Annotated in this window: 18 protein-coding genes and 1 riboswitch; of the genes, 8 read left to right on the forward strand and 10 right to left on the reverse strand. The window is 68.3% G+C overall.

The genetic code is table 11. The annotated features are described in order from the left end of the window. Positions 1-69: 69 nt before the first annotated feature. From J2S75_RS07195 to upp, 3 genes are all read right to left on the reverse strand, one after another. Complete coding sequence (locus J2S75_RS07195; protein WP_307019115.1) at positions 70-585, reverse strand: hypothetical protein; 516 nt, start codon at positions 583-585, stop codon at positions 70-72. 135 nt (positions 586-720) lie between these two features. After that, the gene (locus J2S75_RS07200; RefSeq protein WP_307019116.1) at positions 721-1926 is read right to left on the reverse strand and encodes an agmatinase family protein; all 1206 of its coding nucleotides are present in this window, start codon (positions 1924-1926) and stop codon (positions 721-723) included. Between the two features lie 94 nt (positions 1927-2020). Continuing rightward, positions 2021-2132: riboswitch (guanidine-I (ykkC/yxkD leader) on the reverse strand. A 100-nt stretch (positions 2133-2232) separates the two neighbouring features. Further along, positions 2233-2895 (reverse strand): uracil phosphoribosyltransferase, encoded by a 663-nt coding sequence (gene upp / locus J2S75_RS07205; protein ID WP_307019117.1) that lies wholly within the window; start codon positions 2893-2895, stop codon positions 2233-2235. Between the two features lie 215 nt (positions 2896-3110). Here upp and J2S75_RS07210 point away from each other — a divergent pair, with 215 nt between their 5' ends. After that, positions 3111-4379 (forward strand): GTP cyclohydrolase II, encoded by a 1269-nt coding sequence (locus J2S75_RS07210; RefSeq protein WP_307019118.1) that lies wholly within the window; start codon positions 3111-3113, stop codon positions 4377-4379. Positions 4380-4515: 136 nt separating this feature from the next. Next, the gene (locus J2S75_RS07215) at positions 4516-5742 is read left to right on the forward strand and encodes a URC4/urg3 family protein (RefSeq protein WP_307019119.1); all 1227 of its coding nucleotides are present in this window, start codon (positions 4516-4518) and stop codon (positions 5740-5742) included. A 139-nt stretch (positions 5743-5881) separates the two neighbouring features. Here J2S75_RS07215 and J2S75_RS07220 read toward each other — a convergent pair whose 3' ends face one another. Then, on the reverse strand, positions 5882-6856 hold the full coding sequence (locus tag J2S75_RS07220) for a Bug family tripartite tricarboxylate transporter substrate binding protein (protein WP_307019120.1): 975 nt from the start codon (positions 6854-6856) through the stop codon (positions 5882-5884). 331 nt (positions 6857-7187) lie between these two features. On the opposite strand from J2S75_RS07220, the gene J2S75_RS07225 reads away from it, so the two are divergent. The 4 genes from J2S75_RS07225 to J2S75_RS07240 all read left to right on the forward strand — a co-directional run bounded on the left by J2S75_RS07225 (position 7188) and on the right by J2S75_RS07240 (position 11649). Next, positions 7188-8282, forward strand: a complete 1095-nt coding sequence (locus tag J2S75_RS07225) for an ABC transporter ATP-binding protein (protein ID WP_307019121.1) — start codon at positions 7188-7190, stop codon at positions 8280-8282. 51 nt (positions 8283-8333) lie between these two features. After that, positions 8334-9641, forward strand: a complete 1308-nt coding sequence (locus J2S75_RS07230) for an ABC transporter substrate-binding protein (protein WP_307019122.1) — start codon at positions 8334-8336, stop codon at positions 9639-9641. A 163-nt stretch (positions 9642-9804) separates the two neighbouring features. Beyond that, complete coding sequence (locus J2S75_RS07235) at positions 9805-10656, forward strand: ABC transporter permease (protein WP_307019123.1); 852 nt, start codon at positions 9805-9807, stop codon at positions 10654-10656. A 162-nt stretch (positions 10657-10818) separates the two neighbouring features. After that, complete coding sequence (locus J2S75_RS07240) at positions 10819-11649, forward strand: ABC transporter permease (protein ID WP_307019124.1); 831 nt, start codon at positions 10819-10821, stop codon at positions 11647-11649. A gap of 9 nt (positions 11650-11658) precedes the next feature. Here J2S75_RS07240 and J2S75_RS07245 read toward each other — a convergent pair whose 3' ends face one another. Continuing rightward, positions 11659-13134, reverse strand: coding sequence for a methyl-accepting chemotaxis protein (locus J2S75_RS07245; protein WP_307019125.1), 1476 nt, complete (start codon positions 13132-13134; stop codon positions 11659-11661). A gap of 199 nt (positions 13135-13333) precedes the next feature. On the opposite strand from J2S75_RS07245, the gene J2S75_RS07250 reads away from it, so the two are divergent. Next, complete coding sequence (locus tag J2S75_RS07250) at positions 13334-13624, forward strand: hypothetical protein (RefSeq protein ID WP_307019126.1); 291 nt, start codon at positions 13334-13336, stop codon at positions 13622-13624. Between the two features lie 8 nt (positions 13625-13632). Here the strand turns inward: J2S75_RS07250 and J2S75_RS07255 are convergent, their stop codons facing one another. From J2S75_RS07255 to J2S75_RS07275, 5 genes are all read right to left on the reverse strand, one after another. Then, entirely contained in the window at positions 13633-14394 is a 762-nt protein-coding gene (locus J2S75_RS07255) for an ABC transporter permease (protein ID WP_307019127.1), read from the reverse strand. Then, positions 14391-15326: an ABC transporter ATP-binding protein gene (locus tag J2S75_RS07260; protein WP_307019128.1), complete on the reverse strand. Its 936-nt coding sequence runs from the start codon at positions 15324-15326 to the stop codon at positions 14391-14393. The genes J2S75_RS07255 and J2S75_RS07260 overlap by 4 nt, the downstream gene beginning before the upstream one ends. Continuing rightward, positions 15323-16525 carry an ABC transporter permease gene (locus J2S75_RS07265; protein ID WP_307019129.1) on the reverse strand — a complete coding sequence of 401 codons (1203 nt, stop codon included), beginning with the start codon at positions 16523-16525 and terminating at the stop codon, positions 15323-15325. The genes J2S75_RS07260 and J2S75_RS07265 overlap by 4 nt, the downstream gene beginning before the upstream one ends. Then, entirely contained in the window at positions 16522-17445 is a 924-nt protein-coding gene (osmF, locus tag J2S75_RS07270; RefSeq protein WP_307019130.1) for a glycine betaine ABC transporter substrate-binding protein OsmF, read from the reverse strand. Before osmF ends, J2S75_RS07265 begins: the two co-directional genes overlap by 4 nt. Before the next feature lie 98 nt (positions 17446-17543). After that, positions 17544-17771 carry a cysteine rich repeat-containing protein gene (locus tag J2S75_RS07275; RefSeq protein ID WP_307019131.1) on the reverse strand — a complete coding sequence of 76 codons (228 nt, stop codon included), beginning with the start codon at positions 17769-17771 and terminating at the stop codon, positions 17544-17546. 205 nt (positions 17772-17976) lie between these two features. On the opposite strand from J2S75_RS07275, the gene J2S75_RS07280 reads away from it, so the two are divergent. Then, on the forward strand, positions 17977-18969 hold the full coding sequence (locus J2S75_RS07280; protein WP_307019132.1) for a TIGR03885 family FMN-dependent LLM class oxidoreductase: 993 nt from the start codon (positions 17977-17979) through the stop codon (positions 18967-18969). The last annotated feature ends 16 nt before the right edge of the window (positions 18970-18985 follow it).

Genomic DNA, 18985 nt, shown 5'->3' on the forward strand with positions numbered 1-18985 from the left:
AGCGGTTCCGATCAACCCGGCAAAGCCCGGACGCGGCGATCGGGCGCGCCTATCGGAAAAAGCCGGCGCTCACGTCTGCGCGAGGGCGCGCACCTGCGCCAAGGTGAGCGGCAGGGTCGCCGAACCGTCGAAATAGACGAAGCGCAGCGTGCGCCGGCGCGACGTCATGGCCGCCGGCAGCGGGTCGTAGCGGAAGCTGCCGCCACCGAGATGCGGCATCACCGCGCCGATATCCGTGGTCTCCCCGGTTTCGACCCGCAGCAGGCTGACACGCGCGCCTTCCGCTGTGACCGTATCGAACGGGATGCGGGCGAGACGCAGGAAGCTGGTGGGATCACTCGCCGTGGCGAAGCCTTCGACGAAGGCCTTTTCCACGAGATCGAGATCGGTTTCGGGGTGGCCGTGGTTGTCCGCTTCCGGCCCGTGCGGCAGATGCGGCGTCTGCCACTGCGCCGCCGGGCGCGGGGAATGGCCGTGATTATGGCCGTGGGAATGAGCGTGGGCGTGCGCCTCGGCATGGGCATGAGAATGGCTGTGCCCGCCGGCGCCGTGGTCATGGTGGTGATGGTCGTGGCCGCGATGCATCGCTTTTGCCTTTCGAGGGTCGTCATCCCGGACGAGGCCCGCAGGCGCGTCGATCCGGGACCGCGTGACAGTGAGGCGCCATGTTGGCGAACGATCCCGGATCGGCCTGCGGCCGTCCGGGATGACGTCGGCGGCTCAGAAACTCACCGGCTTGTCGATGATGTGCTTGTGCGCCCCCAGCTTGCCATGGGCGATCATGGAGCCGAGCGCCTCCACCACCACGCGGGTGGCGAACAGGGCGGTGATATCGGACGTGTCGTAGGGCGGGGACACCTCCACCACCTCCAGCCCGCACAGCCCTTCCGCCGCCACCAGGCCGAGGATCTTCAGCGCCTCGCGCGGCAGGAAGCCGCCGGGCTCCGGCCAGCCGGTGCCGGGCACGAAGCCGCAGTCGATGGAATCCACGTCGAAGGAAATATAGACCGCGTCGGCGTCCTTCCAGGCGAGTTCGAGCGCGATCTCCGCCGCCTTCTCCAGCCCGATCTTCTCGATATCGTCGATGGTCAGCACATTGGTGCCGCGCTTTCGCGCTTCCTGCACGCCATAGCGCGGCACCTGCCAGCCGCCAATGCCGAGCTGCACGAGATTTTTCGGCGAGACATTCGGCAGGTTGGTCGCCCAGTACCAGGGCGTGGTGTGCATGCGCTCGTCGAGATCCTTTTCCTGGATGTCGATATGACGGTCGAAGTGGATGATGCCGATGCGCTTGGACGTGCATTCGGCGATGCCGCGCACGCAGGGAAAGCCGATGGAATGGTCGCCGCCCAGCATCACCGGCAGAGCGCCGGAGGAGAAGACGTGGCTCACGCCTTTGGAGATCTGGTCGAAGCTCTTTTCGAGATTGGCGGGAATGGTGAACACGTCGCCGGCGTCGCACAGCGTCATCTGTTCGCGCAGGTCGACGCCCAGCTCGTAATTATAGGGGGTGTAGAGCGCGGAGATGCGCCGGATGCCCTGCGGCCCGAAGCGCGTGCCGGGGCGGTAGGTGGTCCCAGAGTCAAAGGGAATGCCGAGCACGGCGGCGTCATACTTGCCGACATCGCGGACATTCTCGACATAGGGCGCCTTCATGAAGGTGTTGATGCCGGCGAAATGCGGCAGCTCGCCGCGCGCGAAGGTGGGGATCGACTTGTCCGTGATCGAATCCGCGCCGGGCAGGCCCATGTCGAGCGCCCATTGCTGCTCCTTGCGCCAGCCATCCTCGGAGAGCTTTTCCTCGGCCTCCAGCGCCTTCCAGCCCTGCATGCCCCGGATTTCGAAATTGGGGTGATGAAGGCGCAGGCGCTGCGGTGCGGGGACGAGGCCGGCATAGCGGCGGGAACGGGTAGGGGAGCGGCGCATATCGTGTCTCCGTTCGTCGAAGGGCCTGACGGCCTTCGCGGGGAGACCCCGGCGCGGAAGCGAGAGGGTCTTCGCCGCGAATGCCGCCGCGCGAGCCTCCCGGGCTTTTGTCCCGCCGTGGACCGGGCACTGGCGGCGCGCCCGGCTGTCCCTCTCGGACCAGCACGCCACAGAGACGCGGCGCCGGAACCCTAGGGACATTTGCCCGAAGGGTAGAACGGTCCGCCCTCCCGTCAAAGCCCGTATGGCAGGCAGTTGCACCGGCGCGTTGCCGAGATTTTCGGCGCCGTGGCGCCGCCGCTCACGCTATTTGGTGCCGAAGATGCGGTCGCCGGCATCGCCGATGCCCGGCACGATATAGCCGTGGTCATTGAGGTGGCTGTCGACCGCCGCGGTATAGACCGGCACGTCGGGATGGGCGTCGTGCAGCGTCTTCAGCCCTTCCGGCGCGGCGATGAGGCAGACGAACTTCACCGATTGGCAGCCGGCCGCCTTGACCTCCGACACCGCCGCTGCCGCCGAATTGCCGGTGGCGAGCATGGGATCGAGCACGATGGCGGTGCGCTCGGAAATGTCGCGCGGCAGTTTCAGATAATATTCCACCGCCGCCAGCGAGACCGGGTCGCGGTAGAGCCCGACATGGCCGACGCGGGCGGCGGGCAGGATTTCCAGCATGCCCTCCAGAATGCCGCCACCGGCGCGCAGCACGGAGACCAGGCACAGCTTCTTGCCGGCGAGGATCGGCGCCTGCATCGTGGTGAGCGGCGTCTCGATTTCGATCGTCTCGGTCGGCATGTCGCGCGTCACCTCATAGGCCAGCAGCATGCTGATCTCGCGCAGCAGCAGCCGGAACTCGTTCGCCGGGGTGCGCGAGCGGCGCATCAGCGTCAGCTTGTGCTGGATCAGCGGGTGATCGACGACGACGGTGTTGGACGGCAGGGCGGCTTTCGGGCTGGTGGGGGCGTTCATCTCGGCGTCGTCCTCGCATGGTACTCAGGCGCGGCACGGTGCCCGCCCCCGTCACGCATTCACAATAGCGCGAAATCCGATTCAAGAAACGGACCATCCCGTCCGTTTTTTCGCGGCCGGGCGCATCGCCCCCCTTGCGGAAGCGGCGTTTTCACGCTCACATAGGTTGCTTCCAGGACGCCGGCGATGTCCGCCGGACTTGAAGCGAGCCCCCTATGTCCGTCAATGCCAGTGCAGGCGGTCGTTCCCGCAACCACATCGTCCTCACCTCTCATGGCGCGCCCACCGGCGTCGCGGCCGATGGCCCGGCGCTGAACTGGGGCGCGCCCGATCCGGCCCTGCGCGGGCCCGTGGTCGCCACCCTCACCGATCCCAAGCGCCGCAACGCCATCGGCACTCATGCCGGCGGCTATTCGGTCTATCGCGCGCTTGCCATCGCTGCCGGCGCCTTGCCGGCCGACTTCAAGGCCGACCTCACCAATACCGCGCCCTCCGACATTATCGGGCCGCATCCGCAATGGGGCGACCCCGCCAAGATCGTCTCGCTCGATCCGTTCGGCCACATGATCGGCGAAGCCTTTGGCGCCGAGGTCGCGGCCGGGCTGGACGTGCGCCCGAGCATCGCCATCACCCGCGCCCATATCGACATGCCGGAAATCCGCGACGCGCTGCGCGCCGGCCGGCTGAAGATCGACGGCGACATCATCGGGCCGAAGGGCGATGTGCGCGTGACCAAGGCGGCGATCGAGCCGGTCTGGTATCTGCCGGGCATCGCCGCGCGCTTCGGCGTCTCCGAGGGCGCGCTGCGCCGGGCGCTGTTCGAGCATACGGGCGGCATGTTCCCGGAACTGGTGACGCGCGGCGACCTCAAGGTGTTCCTGCCGCCCATCGGCGGCATGACGCTCTATCTGTTCGGCGACCCTTCCAAGATCGGCGACGGCGTCACCCCGCTCGCCTGCCGGGTGCATGACGAGTGCAACGGTTCGGACGTTTTCTCCTCCGACATCTGCACCTGCCGTCCCTATCTCGCCCATGGCATCGAAATGTGCGTGGAGATGGCGCAGAAGGGCGGCACCGGCCTCGTGGTCTATAACCGCAAGGAAGGGCGCGCACTGGGCGAGGTGACCAAGTTCCTCGTCTACAATGCCCGCAAGCGGCAGAAGGGCGGCGATCTGCCCGAAACCTATTTCAAGCGCACCGAATGCGTCGCCGGCGTGCAGGATATGCGCTTCCAGGAACTGATGCCGGACGTGTTCCACTGGCTCGGCATCTCGAAGATCGACCGTTTCGCTTCGATGAGCGACATGAAGTTCAATGCGCTCGCTCGCGCCGGCATTGAGGTGGTGGAGCGCGTGCCGATCCCCGCCGAGCTGATCCCGCCCGATGCCCGTGTCGAGATGGAGGCCAAGGTTTCCGCCGGCTATTACGGCGTCGGCTTCGACAGCCGGTTCGAGGAGACGCAGGGCCGCAGGCTGGAGGAGTAAAGCGCCCGCGCCTTTCCACCTTCGTCATCCCGGACATGGCGTAGCCATGAGCCGGGATCGCCTCCCATTTTCATGCGATCCCGAATCGGGCCGCCGGCCCGTCCGGGATGACAGCAAACGGAAGCACGTGCCGGATATGATCCCCCCCGAACTCGCCGCCCTGCGCTCGCCCGCCGCCGTGCGGGCCCGCAGCCACCAGGTGCTCGACCATGTGCGGGAGGGCCGCTCGCCGCATTTCACGCTCGATCTCGCCGCGCTCGACGCGGTGGCCGACTATGTGGCTGAGGTGACGCGGCAGGATTATCCCAGCCTCGACATTCCCTATCACAGCCGTTGGCGGCACTTCGATGCCGGCGGGGTGGCGCGCTGGGAGGCGCTCGCCCCGCGCCTTGAGGGTATGGACGCCGCCGAGCGGGCGCGCACGATGATCGACCTCGCCGTGGTCAGCGTGCTGCTCGACGCCGGGGCCGGGGACGCCTGGCGCTATCATGAAGACGCGACGGGGCTTTCCATCGGCCGCTCGGAAGGGCTGGCGGTGGCGAGCGTCAACATGTTCGCGGCCGGCGGCTTCTCGGCCGAACCCGACCGGCCTTTGCGCGCCGATGCCTCCGCGCTGATCGGTCTCGACGCGGCCACGCTCGGCCGGTTCTTCCAGGTGTCGGAGCAAAATCCGCTCGTGGGTCTCGCCGGGCGGGCCGCGCTGTTGAACCGGCTCGGCGCGGCGGTGGCGGCGCGGCCCGACATTTTCGGCCCGAGTGGCCGGCCCGGCGGCCTCTACGACACGCTCGCCCCGCAGGCGCGGATCGGCCGGCTGCCGGCGGAAGCCATCCTCACAGCGCTGCTCGATGGGCTTTCCGTCATCTGGCCATCGGGCCTTGAGGTGGCGGGGGTGGCGCTGGGCGATGTCGGGCGCCATCCGGCGGTGCGGGTGGAGGATCGTTCCGACCAGCTCGTGCCGTTTCACAAGCTGTCGCAATGGCTGACCTATTCGCTGCTGGAGCCGTTCGAGGCCTCCGGCCTCGCGATCACCGATCTCGACGCGCTCACCGCCTTGCCGGAATACCGCAATGGCGGGCTGCTGATCGATCTCGGTGCGGTTCTGCCGCGCCAGCCGCTCGACCCCGCGCACAAGCACGAGGTGACATCCGAGCTCGTGGTCGAGTGGCGGGCTCTGACCGTGGCGCTGATGGACCTGCTGGCCGACCGGGTGCGCGAGCGGCTGGGGCTCGATGCGTCGGAATTCCCGCTCGCCAAGCTGCTGCAGGGCGGTACCTGGAGCGCAGGACGACGCATCGCCGCCGAGCGGCGCCCGCCCGCCGGCCCGCCGCCGCTCGCCATCATCGCCGACGGCACGGTGTTCTGAAGGGGCCTACCCCCTCTCCCCGTCGGGGAGAGGGTTGGGGGTGAGGGGCGTAAAGAGGTGCCTGCCCCTCACCGACCCGCTTCGTGGGCTCCCTCTCCCCAATGGCGAGAGGGAGGGCGACGGACGAGCGGCTTCTGCCTCAATCCAGCTGCGCGCCGGACGCCTTCACGATCGGCGCCCATTTGGCGATTTCCTTCTTCACATGCTCGCCCAGTTCCTCCGGCGTCGAGCCGACCGAGACGGCGCTGAAATCCGCGAGGCGGGCCTGCACCTTCGGGTCGGCCAGCGCCTTGTTGGCGGCGGCGTTGAGCTTGGCGACCACGTCCGGCGGCGTGCCGGCGGGAGCGAAGACGGCGTTCCAGGTGTAGGTCTCGTAGCCCGGCACGGCTTCGGCGATGGCCGGCAGGTCGGGGAAGGAGGGCGCGCGCTTGGCCGTGGTCACGCCCAGCGCCCGCAGCTTGCCGGATTTGATGTGGCTGGTGGAGGAGGGGAGGTTGTCGAACATGATCGGCACCTGGCCGGAGAGCACATCGACCAGCGCCGGGCCGGCGCCCTGATAGGGAATGTGCTGCATGTCGACATCCGCCATGCTCTTGAACAGCTCGCCGGAGAGATGCAGCGGCGTGCCATTGCCCGACGAGGCGTAGGAATACTTGCCCGGGTCCTTCTTCAGCAGCGCGATCAGCTCCTCGGTCGTTTTGGCCGGGAAATCCGGGTTCACCACCAGCACGTTCGGCACTACCACCAGCAGCGACACCGGCGCGAAGCTGGTGACGGGGTCATAGGGCATCTTCTTGTACAGCGCCGGGTTCAGCGCATGGGTGGCGACCGTGCCCATGAGGATGGTGTAGCCATCCGGGTTCGCCTTGGCGACCTGCGCCGCGCCGAGATTGCCGCCGGCCCCGCCCTTGTTCTCCACCACCACTGGCTGGCCCAGCTCCGCCGCCATGCGCTCGGCGATCAGCCGGCCGACGAGATCGGTGGAGCCGCCGGCGGCGAAGGGAATGACCAGCGTCACCGGGCGGGTGGGGAAATCCTGCGCGGCGACCGGGCCGGCCGGGGCCAGCGCGACGGACAGCGCGGCAATAGCGGCGGCAAAAAAGGTGCGTTTCATGCGGCGTTTCCTCCTTCAGCGCGCCCCATGCGCGCGATGGGCCTCTGCGGACCCTTGGTGGGAGATAGAGTGCGACATCGCCGCGTCATGCTCAATCCGCCATCTGTCTGAGGCGATAGCGCGCGGGCGGACGCTAACTGGGCATCGGATGCGCGAACTGCCTGTTTGCTGGGCAGCGACAGGGGGCGTGCGGTAACGGGCTCCGCGTCCTGTCATCGGGGCGTCGGCGCGAGCGAGACGGGCCGGGATTCGCGGCAGGGTTGCCCCGGCTGGCATATCGCTTGCGTGACGAGCCGCCTGTTCGCAGCCGAAGGGGAGCCATGCCGACCACATGAGCAAAGGCGCCGAGATCGAACTCATCGACGTGACCAAGCGCTATGGGCAGGCCATGGCAGTGGACCACGTCTCGCTGAAGATTCCGGCCGGCACCTATTGCTGCCTGCTTGGCCCTTCCGGCTGCGGCAAGACCACCACGCTGCGCATGATCGCCGGCCATGAGAGCGTCAGCGAAGGCGACATCCGCCTCGGCCCCACCGTGGTCACGGACCTGCCGCCGGCCAAGCGCGGCACGGCGATGATGTTCCAGAGCTACGCGCTCTTTCCCCATCTCGACATCGTCGACAATGTCGCCTTCTCCATGAAGATGAAGGGCGTGGACAAGCCGACCCGCCGGGCGCGGGCGATGGAGATGCTGAAGCTGGTGCAGATGGAGCATCTGGCCGAGCGCCGCCCCGCCCAGCTTTCCGGCGGCCAGCAGCAGCGCGTGGCGCTGGCCCGCGCGCTGATTACCGATCCGCAGGCGCTGCTGCTGGACGAGCCGCTTTCGGCGCTGGACCCCTTCCTCAAGATCAAGGTGCGGCAGGAGCTGAAGAAGCTGCAGCTTCAGCTCGGCATCTCCTTCATTCACGTCACCCACAGCCAGGAGGAGGCGATGGCGCTCTCCGACCTCGTGGTGGTGATGAATGGCGGGCGGATCGAGCAGGCGGGCCCGCCGCGCGAGGTGTTCAACCGCCCCGCCACCGCCTTCGTCGCCCGCTTCATGGGCGACCACAATGTGATCGCCGGGCGGGTGACGCAGCTCGGCGGCGAGCAGGTGACGTTTGAAGTGCCGGGCGGCACCTCCTTCCGCGCCCCCACCGCGCCGGGGCTGGAGCCGGGCGCGCCGGTGGAGATCGCGGTGCGCACCGACCGGGTGACGCTCGGCGCCGGGGCGATGCCGGGGTGCGGCCTCACCGGTCTCGTGCAGAACATCGAATATCACGGCCAAAAGGTGCAGGTGGCGCTGGCCGCGCCTGGCGTGTCGGAATTCTCGGTTCAGGTGCCGGAAACCGCCTTCTTCGCCGCCCCGCTCAGCATCGGCGATGCCGTGCCGCTCGGCTGGACGCCGCAGGACGTTCACATCCTTCAGCCTTCGCCTTCCGCCTGACACCAGACACATCGGCGGCTCACCCCGCCGCACAACGCTCGGGAGACTGCAATGAGCAAGAAGACCACGGATCGCACCGGAGCCGCCGGCGCCAAGGGCGTCAGCCGCCGCGGACTGCTGAAAGGCGCGGCGGCGCTGGGCGGGCTTGCCGTCGGCGGGCAGGCGGTCACCGGCTTTCCCACCATCTGGGCGCAGAACCCGATCACGCTGCGCCAGTTCGGCACCGGCGTGTCGAACCTCAACGCCATCGCCGAGAAGTGCAAGGCGGATCTCGGCATCACCCTGCAGATGACCGCGCTCGATTCCGACGCGGTGTCGCAGCGCGTGGTGACGCAGGCCAATTCCTTCGATATCGCCGATATCGAATACTGGATCTGCAAGAAGGTGTTCGCCGCCGGCACGCTGCAGCCGATGGATGTGAACAAGATCAAGTATTACGACCAGATCGTGCCGATCTTCACCACCGGCAAGCTGACCCCGGAGTCGAAGATCGCGCAGGGCACCGCGCCCAACACGGTCGGCTTCGTCGAGGGACCGGATTCCAAGAAGTTCGCCCCGGCGCCGACCCAGTGGATGACGCTGATCCCGACCATCTACAATGCCGACACGCTGGGAATCCGCCCCGATCTCGTCGGCCGGCCGATCAAGAACTGGAAGGACATTCTCGACCCCGCCTTCAAGGGCAAGACCTCGATCATCAATATTCCGTCCATCGGCATCATGGACGCGGCGATGATCTGCGAGAGCGCCGGCATCATCAAATATGGCGACAAGGGCAACATGACCAAGGCGGAGATCGACACCACGATCGATTTCCTGATCAAGACCAAGAAGGCCGGCCAGTTCCGCGCCTTCTGGAAGACCTTCGACGAGAGCGTGAACCTCATGGCCTCGGGCGAGGTGGTGATCCAGTCCATGTGGTCGCCGGCGGTGGCGGCGGTGCGCTCCAAGGGCGTTGCCTGCGTCTACCAGCCGCTGGAAGAAGGTTATCGCGCCTGGGGCGGCGGCCTCGGCATCGCCAAGCACCTGAAGGGCGCGCAGCTCGACGCCGCCTATGAATACATCAACTGGTATCTCTCCGGCTGGGTCGGCGCCTATCTCAACCGGCAGGGCTATTATTCCGCCGTGCTCTCCACCGCCGAGAAGAACATGACGCCGGACGAATGGGCGTTCTGGATGCTCGGCCAGCCGGCCAAGGCCGACATCCTCTCCCCCGAGGGCAAGGTGATGTACACGGCCGGTGCGGTGCGCGACGGCGGCTCGTTCGAGCAGCGCATGGGCGCGGTGGCCTGCTGGAACTCGGTCATGGACGAGGACCGCTACATGGTCCGCCGCTGGAACGAGTTCATCGCCGCGTGAGGCAAAGGTGGTTGCGAGAGGCGCCTCCGGCTCCCTCTCCCCGTGGGGGAGAGGGCTGGGGTGAGGCGCCTCTCCGGTGCCGCCGCATGCTCCCCTCACCCAACCCTCTCCCCGACGGGGAGAGGGCTTTCGTCCCGGACGTTCGCTCACCGGAAGCCCCCGCATGACCCTCTCCCGGATCGCGCCCTATCTGCAGGCCACGCCGCTGACGCTGATCCTGGCGGCGTTCCTGGTGCTGCCGATCGCCACCATCGTGATGGTGAGTTTCTGGGACTATGACTCGATCCAGATCTTTCCGGCTTTCGTCTTTACCAATTACGAGGAGACGATCACCTCGCCGGTGACCTGGAGCACCTATCTCAACACGCTGAAATACACCGTCATCGTCTGGGCGGTGACGCTCGTCGTCGGCTTCTGGGTCGCCTATTACCTCGCCTTCCACATCCGCTCGGCGACCATGCAGATGGTGCTGTTCCTCATCTGCACCATCCCGTTCCTGACCTCGAACATCATCCGCATGATCTCGTGGATTCCGTTCCTCGGCCGCAACGGGCTCCTGAACCAGTCGCTGATGTCGATGGGCGTGATCGATCAGCCGCTGGAATTCCTGCTGTTCTCGGATTTCGCCGTCGTGCTGGCCATGGTGCATCTCTACACGCTGTTCATGGTCACCCCGATCTTCAACACGCTGATGCGCATCGACCGGGCGCTGATCGAGGCGGCGCGGGATGCCGGTGCCAGCGCCTTCCAGATCCTCACCAATGTCATCATCCCGCTCGCCAAGCCCGGAATCGCCATCGGCTCGATCTTCGTGGTGACGCTGGTCATGGGCGACTTCATCACCGTGCGGTTCATGTCCGGCGGCCAGTCGGCCTCGGTGGGGCTGATGATGGCGAACCAGATCGCGCTGCTGCAATACCCGGCGGCGGCGGCGAACGCGGTGATCCTGCTGGTGCTGGTGCTGCTGCTGGTCGCCGCCATCCTGCGCATCGTCAACATCCGCAAGGAGCTGTGAGATGGTCGGCATGTCCAATCGCTGCCGTCATGCCGGCCGGAGGCGAAGCCGGAGAGCCGGGATCCTTCCCGAAATGGGGCACGCGATCCCGGATACGGCCTGTTGGCGGTTCCGGGATGACGAGGATGGGAGGCCAGGCCCGCTGGGCAGGGAGACGCAGCCATGACTTCAGAAAAGCGCGGCCCCGGCTTCTACGTGCTCACCGCCTTCTTCATCCTGTTCGTGCTGTTCCTGTACGGGCCGCTGTCGACCATCTTCATCCTGTCCTTCCAGGGGCCGAATGGCGGGCTCACCTTCCCGATGAACGGGGTGTCGCTGCGCTGGTTCGAGAACCTGCTGTTCGAGCAGCAGGCGGTGGGCGATTTCGGCGGCGCCTTCTCGCGCTCGCTCCTTCTCGGCCTGATGACCATGCTGACCACGGTGGTGGTCTCGCTGCTGGCGGGGCTGGCCTTCCGCCGCCGCTTTCTCGGCAGCGGGCCGCTGTTCTACCTGACCATCGCCAGCCTGATCGTGCCCTCGATCCTGATCTCGCTCGGCATCGGTCTCGCCTTCAACGTGTTCGGGCTGGAGCCGGCCTGGTATTCCTCCGGTTTCGGGGCGCACCTCACCTGGACGCTGCCCTTCGGCCTGCTCATCATGTTCGCGGTGTTCAACCGCTTCAACCCGGCCTATGAGGAGGCCGCGCGCGACCTTGGCGCCAGCCCGTGGCAGACCTTCGCCCATGTGGTGTTGCCGATCATTCTGCCGAGCCTCATCGGCGTCGGCCTGTTCGGCTTCACCCTCTCCTATGACGAATTCGCCCGCACGCTGATGACCTCGGGCAGCTTCAACACGCTGCCGCTGGAGATCTACGGCATGACCACCAATGTCACCACGCCGGTGCTCTATGCGCTGGGCACGGTGACGACGCTGTTCTCGCTCGCGGTGATCCTCATCGCGCTGGCGACCATCGCCGTGCTGCGCAAGCGCCGCGCCCGCCGGCTGGCGGGGTGAGCCGGCGTCTCACGCGATCTCGCGCGAGCGGGTGCGCAGGGCCGCGGACGCGGTTTCCAGATGATGCGTCGAGGCGGCAATGGCATCCATGCTGCGGGTGATCGTTCCCACGCTCTTTGCCGCCTCCTGCATGCTCAGCGACATGTCGCGCGCCACCGCCGATTGTTCCTCCACCGCGCCGGCAATGCCGGTCGAAATCGCATCAATGTCGCCGATGCGCTGACCGATGGCGGCGAGCGCCTGCGCGGTCTGCCGCGTGCAGTCCTGAATGGCGGCGATCTGCGCCGTGATCTGGCCTGTGGCGTCCGCCGTCTGGCCGGCGAGCTCCTTCACCTCCGTCGCCACCACCGAGAAGCCGCGCCCGGCCTCGCCCGCCCGTGCCGCCTCGATGGTGGCGTTCAGGGCGAGCAGATTGGTCTGGCCGGCGATTTTGGTGATCAGATCGATGACGAGGCCGATGCGCTGGGCGGTGTCGGTGAGGGCGGTGACGACCTCGTGCGCGCGTGTGTTCTCCGCCACGGCGCCGCGTGAATTTTCCAGCGCCACCGCGACCTGCCGGCTGATTTCGCTGATCGAGGCGGAGAGTTCTTCCGCGCCGGAGGCTACCGCATTGATCCCGACGGATGTCTGCTCGGTCGCCTGCGAGGCGGTGGCAGCCTGATGGCTGGTGTCGCTTATCTCGCGCGTGATGCGCTCGATATCCGTGCCGATCAGGCCCTGCAACGCTTCACGCTGCTGTCGCCGCACCACCTCGGCGGTGGTGTCGGTGGCGAACTTCACCACCTTGGTCAGTGTCCCGGTGGCATCGAACACCGGATTGTAGCTGGCCCGGATCCACACATCCCGCCCATCCTTGGCGATACGGCGGAACTCGCCGGCCTGGAAGGTTCCCCGCCGCAGCTCGGCCCAGAAACGGCGATAAGCGGGTGTGTCGCGCTCCTGCGGCGGTACGAAGAGCGAGTGGTGCCGGCCTCGGATCTCGTCGAGCGTGTAGCCGAGCGCGTTCAGAAAATTTGCGTTGGCGTCCAGCACATGGCCGTCCGGCGTGAAATAGATGAGGGCCTGCGAGGTGTTGGCGGCGCGGATCAGGCTCTCATACTCCGCCTCTCGCGCCTTCTGCGCCGAGACATCGGAGGCGAACTTGATGACCTTTACCACTTTGCCGCGCACGACGATGGGATTGTAGGTCGCCTGGATGAAGACGGAGCGGCCTTCTTTGGTCACGCGGTGGAATTCAGCCGATTTGAACGCGCCACTCCGCAGATCGTCCCAGAACGCGGCATAGGCGTCGCACGCGCGCTCGTCCGGGCGAACGAACAGCGTGTGCGGCTTCCCCGCAATCTCCGCCAACTCATAGCCCATGAGCGTGAGAAAATTCGCATTGGCGGTGATCACCCGCGCGTCCGGTGTGAATTCGACGACGGCGAGCGAGCGGTCGAGGGCTTCGAGGGTCCGAAGGGCGTGGCGGTTCGACAGCAGGTGCATTCAGCGCTCTCCACATCGCCGCCCGCGTGCGGCGATTGCGTTTCGCTAGAAGGCGAGGCTTGCTTCAGGATTGCGCGCGGTGGGCCTCACGCGACTTTGGCTATCGCTCCACGGGCGATTTGCTAGGATGTCGCAGCGGCTCCCAAGAGCCGCTCGCCGCGCCGAGAGGTGCGTGGCGTTGTGCTTTCGGGAGCTCCCAATGCGAAGCGTTCTCTTTCTCTCTGCCGCGCTGGTTCTCGGCATTGCCTCGGCGCAGGCGCAGGAAAACCCGCGCTCCACCACGATGAGCTGCGCGCAGGTGAACGCGCTGGTGCAGCAGCGCGGCCAGGTGGTGTTCGACACGGGTGGCGGCAATCTCAGCCGCGTCGTCTCCAATCCCAGCCTGTGCATGGCTTCCGACGACGGTGCGCCGAGCTGGATTCCCTCGCAGGACCAGAGCCAGTGTCTTGCCGGCTATCATTGCCAGGAGCGCGAGGGCCACGGCAACTGAGTTGGGCGTCAGCGCGCGCGCCGGGTGAGCGCGCGCTGCACCTCGGCGAGCGCGAGGTCGACGGTGACGGCGAACAGTGCCACCAGCACCGTGCCCTGCAGCACATAGGCCGGATTGCCGCCTGACAGTCCGTCAATGATCGGCGAGCCCAGCGTCAGCGCGCCGACCGTCGAGCCGATGGTGGCCGTGCCGATGCCGATCGTCACCGAAGTGCGGATGCCGGCAAAGAGGATCGGCGCCGCCAGCGGCAGTTCGATCCGCCACAACCGGCCGGCGGGCGAGAAGCCGCTGCCATCGGCGGCCTCCAGCACCGGCGCCGGCACGCTGCGAAGCCCCGCCATGCCCGCCCCCATCACCGGCAGAACGCCATAGAGCACCAACGCGAAGGCGGTGGGCAGGGCCCCATAGCCGAGGCTCGGCACGGCAAGCGCCAGCACGGCGACGGGCGGAAAGGTCTGGGCAAGCGCCCCCAGCCGGTCCAGCGTTCCCGCATAGGCGCGGCCCATCGGCCGGGTGGCGAACAGCGCGGCGGCGATGCCGAGCGTGATGGCGACAAGGCTCGCCGCGCCGGTCAGCAGCGCATGCGCGGCGACGAGTTCAGGGAAGCTGGCGCGGCTGTAGACGAGACGCGTGCCCGGCGGAAACAGAAAGCCGAGATGTGGGGCGAGCGCGTCCATATTGAGGGTGAGGGCAAGGAACGCCGCTCCGACCCAGAGCACCGGCCGGCGGGCGATCCACGCCGCCGCCGCCATCGCGGGCGGTTGCCTCATGGCCGGACCAGATCGGCAAGGGTGAGCACGCCGGGCTGCCCGTCGGGGGAGCGGCGGACCGGCAGCTGCGCGCGGCCTTCCGCCACCATGCGGGCCAGGGCCTCTTCCAGTGTCGCCCCGGCGGCGATCGGCGCGCCGTCGACCGCTGGCGGCGGGGCGGTGAAATCGGCGCGGTCGCCGACGCACAGCGCTTTGAGCCGGTTCAGCCCCAGCAGCGGCCCGCCGAAGAAGCGCGCCACCTCCTCGCTCGCGGGGTGGGCAAGTACCTGTGCCGGCGTGCCCGTCTGCAACAGGCGTCCCTGGTGCAGCACGGCGAAGGTGCCGCCGAGGCGGATCGCTTCTTCCACATCATGGGTGACGAGCAGGATGGTGGTGCCGGTGCGCCGCTGGATGTCGCGCAGGCTGTCCTGCAGGCCGCGCCGGGTCGGCGGGTCGACGGCGCCGAACGGCTCGTCCATCAGCAACACTTCGGGATCGCCGGCCAGCGCCCGCGCCACGCCGACGCGCTGCTGCTGGCCGCCGGAGAGTTCGTCCGGGTAGCGGTGGGCATGGCTTTCGGCCGGCAGGCCGACGAGGTCGAGCAGTTCGGCAACCCTGTCGCGGATCCGCGCCGCCGGCCAGCCGAGAAGCGTCGGCACGGTGGCGACATTGCGCGCCACGGTCCAGTGCGGGAAAAGACCAACAGACTGAATGACATAGCCCATTCGCCGGCGCAGTTCGACCGGGGGGAGTGTGGCGATGTCGGTGCCGTCGACGAGGATGCGCCCGGCATCGGCCTCCAAAAGCCGGTTGGCGAGGCGGAGCAGGGTCGACTTGCCGGAGCCGGACGTGCCGACCAGCGCGCAGAGCGTGCCGCGCGGCACGTCGAGCGTGACCTCGTCCACGGCGGATACCGCGCCGAAGCGCTTGGAAACGGCCTCGAACCGGATCATGGCCGGGGCCTCCGCACGAGGAAAAGTGCGAGGCCGCGCAAGGCGGTATCGGCGATCAGCGCGAGGGCGATGGCCGAGAGCGCGCCGAGCAGCACGAGGTCGGCCGCGGTCTGCCCCAGCCCCTGGAAGATGAAGGTGCCGAGCCCGCCGGCGCCGATCAGCGCCGCCAGTACGGCGAGGCCGATGAGCTGCACCAAAGTGAGGCGCAGCGTCTGCAGCAGCGTCGGTAAAGCAAGCGGAATCAATATGTTACGCACGATTTGGACCTGTGTCATGCCCATGCCGCGCGCCGCTTCCACCACGTCTGGCGGGACGCTGGAAAGCCCGGCATGGACGCCGCGCGCGACCGGCAACAGGCCATAGAGCCCCAGCGCGAGGATGGCGGGCGTCGCCCCGATGCCGGAAATGCCGAGCTGGCGCAGGCCGGGCACGAGTTCGGTGAGGAGGACGATGGGACCGATGAGGAGGGCGAAGAGAGCGAGCGAGGGGATGGTCTGGACGATGTTGAGCACGGCGAACACCGGCGCGGCCCGCCCCGGCCGGCGATAGGCCATCAGCCCGATCGCCCCGCCGGCGAGGAGCGCCAGGGCCAGCCCCGCCCCGGTGAGCTGGAGATGGCGCAGCACCTCGTCGAGATAGGCCTGCTGGCGCACCGCATATTCGCGCGCCAGTGACAGCGGGGCGAGGGTGCCGCTGGCGAGCAGCGCGGCGAGGCCGGAAAGCGTCGCGAGGGGCGGCACGGCCTTGCCGGCACGGCCCGGCGCCCGCTCGGCGCGGTCGGCGAGCAGCAGCAGCCCCGCGACAAACACCACCCAGAAGCCGGCGCCGAGCGACACGCGGGTGAGCGGCCCGGCGGCGACGGCCTGTTCCCCGGCCGCCTGCCCCGCCAGCGCCAGCGCCGCCAGCATCAGCGCGCCGGCACACAGGCCGAGCAGGGCCGGCTGGGCGGGGAGGGCGGGGCGCAGCGCCAGCGCGGCGATCCCCGCCAGCAGCGCCAGCATGGCAAGGGTCGGCCCGAGCCCCGCCGCGTCCCACAGCGGCAGCGGGGCTCCCGACAGCAGTCGGTTGGGCGCCACCACGACGAAGCCGCAGGCGAGCAGCGCCGCGAGGGCGACGGCGGCGAGCAGCAGGGGCAGGGCCTCGACCCCGGCCGCCGCGGGCGACAGGGGCGCCGGCGCGCGGCCGGCGAGGCGTCTCACCCGAGCAGCCCCTGCGCCTTCAGATAGGCCTCGGCGACGGCGCCGGCATCTCGGCCTTCAAGCTGCACCTGCGCGTTCAGCTGCTGCAGCGTCGGCAGGGTGAGGCCGGCAAAGGCCGGCGCGAGCTTGGCGGCGATCTCCGGATGGGCGTCCAGCACGCCTTTGCGGATCACCGGCGCCGGCTGATAGACCGGCTGCACGTGCTTGGTGTCGGCCATCACCTTGAGATCGAGCGCGGCGATGGCGCCGTCCGTGCCATAGACCATGGCGGCATTGACCCCGGAGGTGCCTTCCGCCGCCGCCTTGATGGTGGCAGCGGTGTCACCGCCCGAGAGCACCAGCAGCTGGTCGCCCGACAGCTTGAAAGCGTAAGCCTGCTGGAAGGCGGGCAGCGCCGCCGCGCTTTCCACGAATTCGGCCGAGGCGGCGAGCTTCACCTTTCCGTCCTTGGTCCAGCGGGCGAAATCCTCCAGCGTCGCCAGCTTCTCGCGCGCCGCGACATCGCCGCGCACGGCGATGCCCCAGGTGTTGTCCGCCGGGGCTGGGGCGAGCCAGACGAGGCCGTTGGCGGCGTCGAGATCACGGGCCTTTTCATAGGCGGCGGTGGCGTTCTTCCACAGCGGATCATCCGCCATGGCGAAGAAGAAGCCGGCATTGCCGGTATATTCGGGATAGAGGTCGATCTCGCCCGCCAGCAGCGCCGTGCGCACGATCTTGGTGGGGCCGAGCTGCAGCCGCCGCGTCACCGGAATGCCGGCATGTTCCAGCACCAGCGCGATGATGTTGCCGAGCACCGCGCCTTCCGTGTCGATCTTGGACGCGACCACGACAGGCGCGGCGGCGCGGGCGGCGGTGCCCGGCAGGAGTGAGGCCGCCGCGAGGGTGGCCAGAAGACCGCGCCGGCTGATGGATGTGACCATGAAATCCCCCGCTGTCACTGGTGTCGAGATGCAGCCGACAAAAGCCGGCGCGGGCACGATAGTTCCACCCCTGCGGCGAGGGCCGCGCTGAGAGGGGTTCAGCTCTTCATCTTCTGCAGCGCCTGCGCGCAGCCCACCGACATTTCCTTGCTGTGCGCCTTCAGGCACTGCATCACCCGGCCGCCGCCCGGCTGCACGGTGGGGCACAGCCGCTTGATGTCGGCCTGGCAGTATTTGGCGAGATCGTTCTGCGGCGCCTGAGCCTGCGCGGCGGTGCCGGCGGCAAGGGCGGTCAACAGCGACATTGTGAGAACAACGGCGCGCATGGGGGGCTCCCTTCCCTGGCTGATCGTCTTGCGCGATCCCGCTCACTGTAGAGCGGATGCGCGCCGCATTGAATGGCGAAATTGGGCGTCGCGCCGCTCGCGCGGGCCGCCCGGCACTGCGGAAGGAAACACTTGGCCGGCTGAGGCGTTCTCCCCGACCCCGCGTGCAACCCTGCGCGCCCTCCCGCCCTTTCGGATCGCTTCCATGACCGACGCGCCCGCCCGCCTTCGCATCGGCTACCACGCCTCGCATGAGCAGTTCGCGCCGAGCGATCTGCTCGGCTGCGTCCGCGCCGCCGAACAGGCGGGTTTCGCGGCCGCCATGTGCTCGGACCATTTCGCCCCGTGGAGCGTGCGCCAGCCGCATTCCGGCTTCGCCTGGAGCTGGCTCGGCGCCGCGCTGGCGACCACCTCGCTCTCCTTCGGCGTGGTGACGACGCCGATCGGCCGCCGCTACCACCCCGCCCTCACCGCCCAGGCGGCGGCAACGCTGGCGGAGATGTTTCCCGAGCGGTTCTGGCTGGCGCTCGGTTCCGGCGAGGCGCTGAACGAGCGCGTGACCGGCCAGCGCTGGCCGGCCAAGGCGGAGCGCGACGCGCGGCTGCGCGAGTCGGTCGACATCATGCGCGCCTTGTTTGCCGGCGAAACGGTGAGCCGGCGCGGAGGGCTGATCGATGTCGAGGAGGCCCGGCTCTACACCCGGCCGAACGTGCCGCCGGCCTTCATCGCCGCCGCGCTGACGCCGGAGACGGCGCGCCGCGCGGGGGCATGGGCGGATGGGCTCGTCACCATCAACCAGCCGGCGGAGCGGCTGCGGGCGATCCTCGACGCCTTCCGCGAGGGCGGCGGCGAGGGGCGCCGGCTGGTGCTGCAGGTGCATGTCTCCTACGCGCCGACACAGGAGGAGGCGCGCGCGAATGCCCATGACCAGTGGCGCTTCAACACGCTGTCGTCCTCGGTCGCGGCGGAACTGAAACTGCCCGAACAGTTCGACGCCGCCACACGTCTGGTGCGCCCGGAGGACCTCGACGAGAGCATCCTCATTTCCGACGATCCCGGCTGGCACGCGGCGCGGCTGGCGGATTATGCCGAACTCGGCTTCCACGACATCTACCTTCACAATGTCGGGCTAAACCAGTCGGCGTTCATTGAGACGTTCGGCGCCCGCGTGCTGCCGCAATTGCGGCGCGGGGCCTGACCAAACCTGACCAAGC

It is taken from the genome of Ancylobacter polymorphus, assembly GCF_030813495.1.
GTDB classification, from domain to species: Bacteria; Pseudomonadota; Alphaproteobacteria; order Rhizobiales; family Xanthobacteraceae; genus Ancylobacter; species Ancylobacter polymorphus.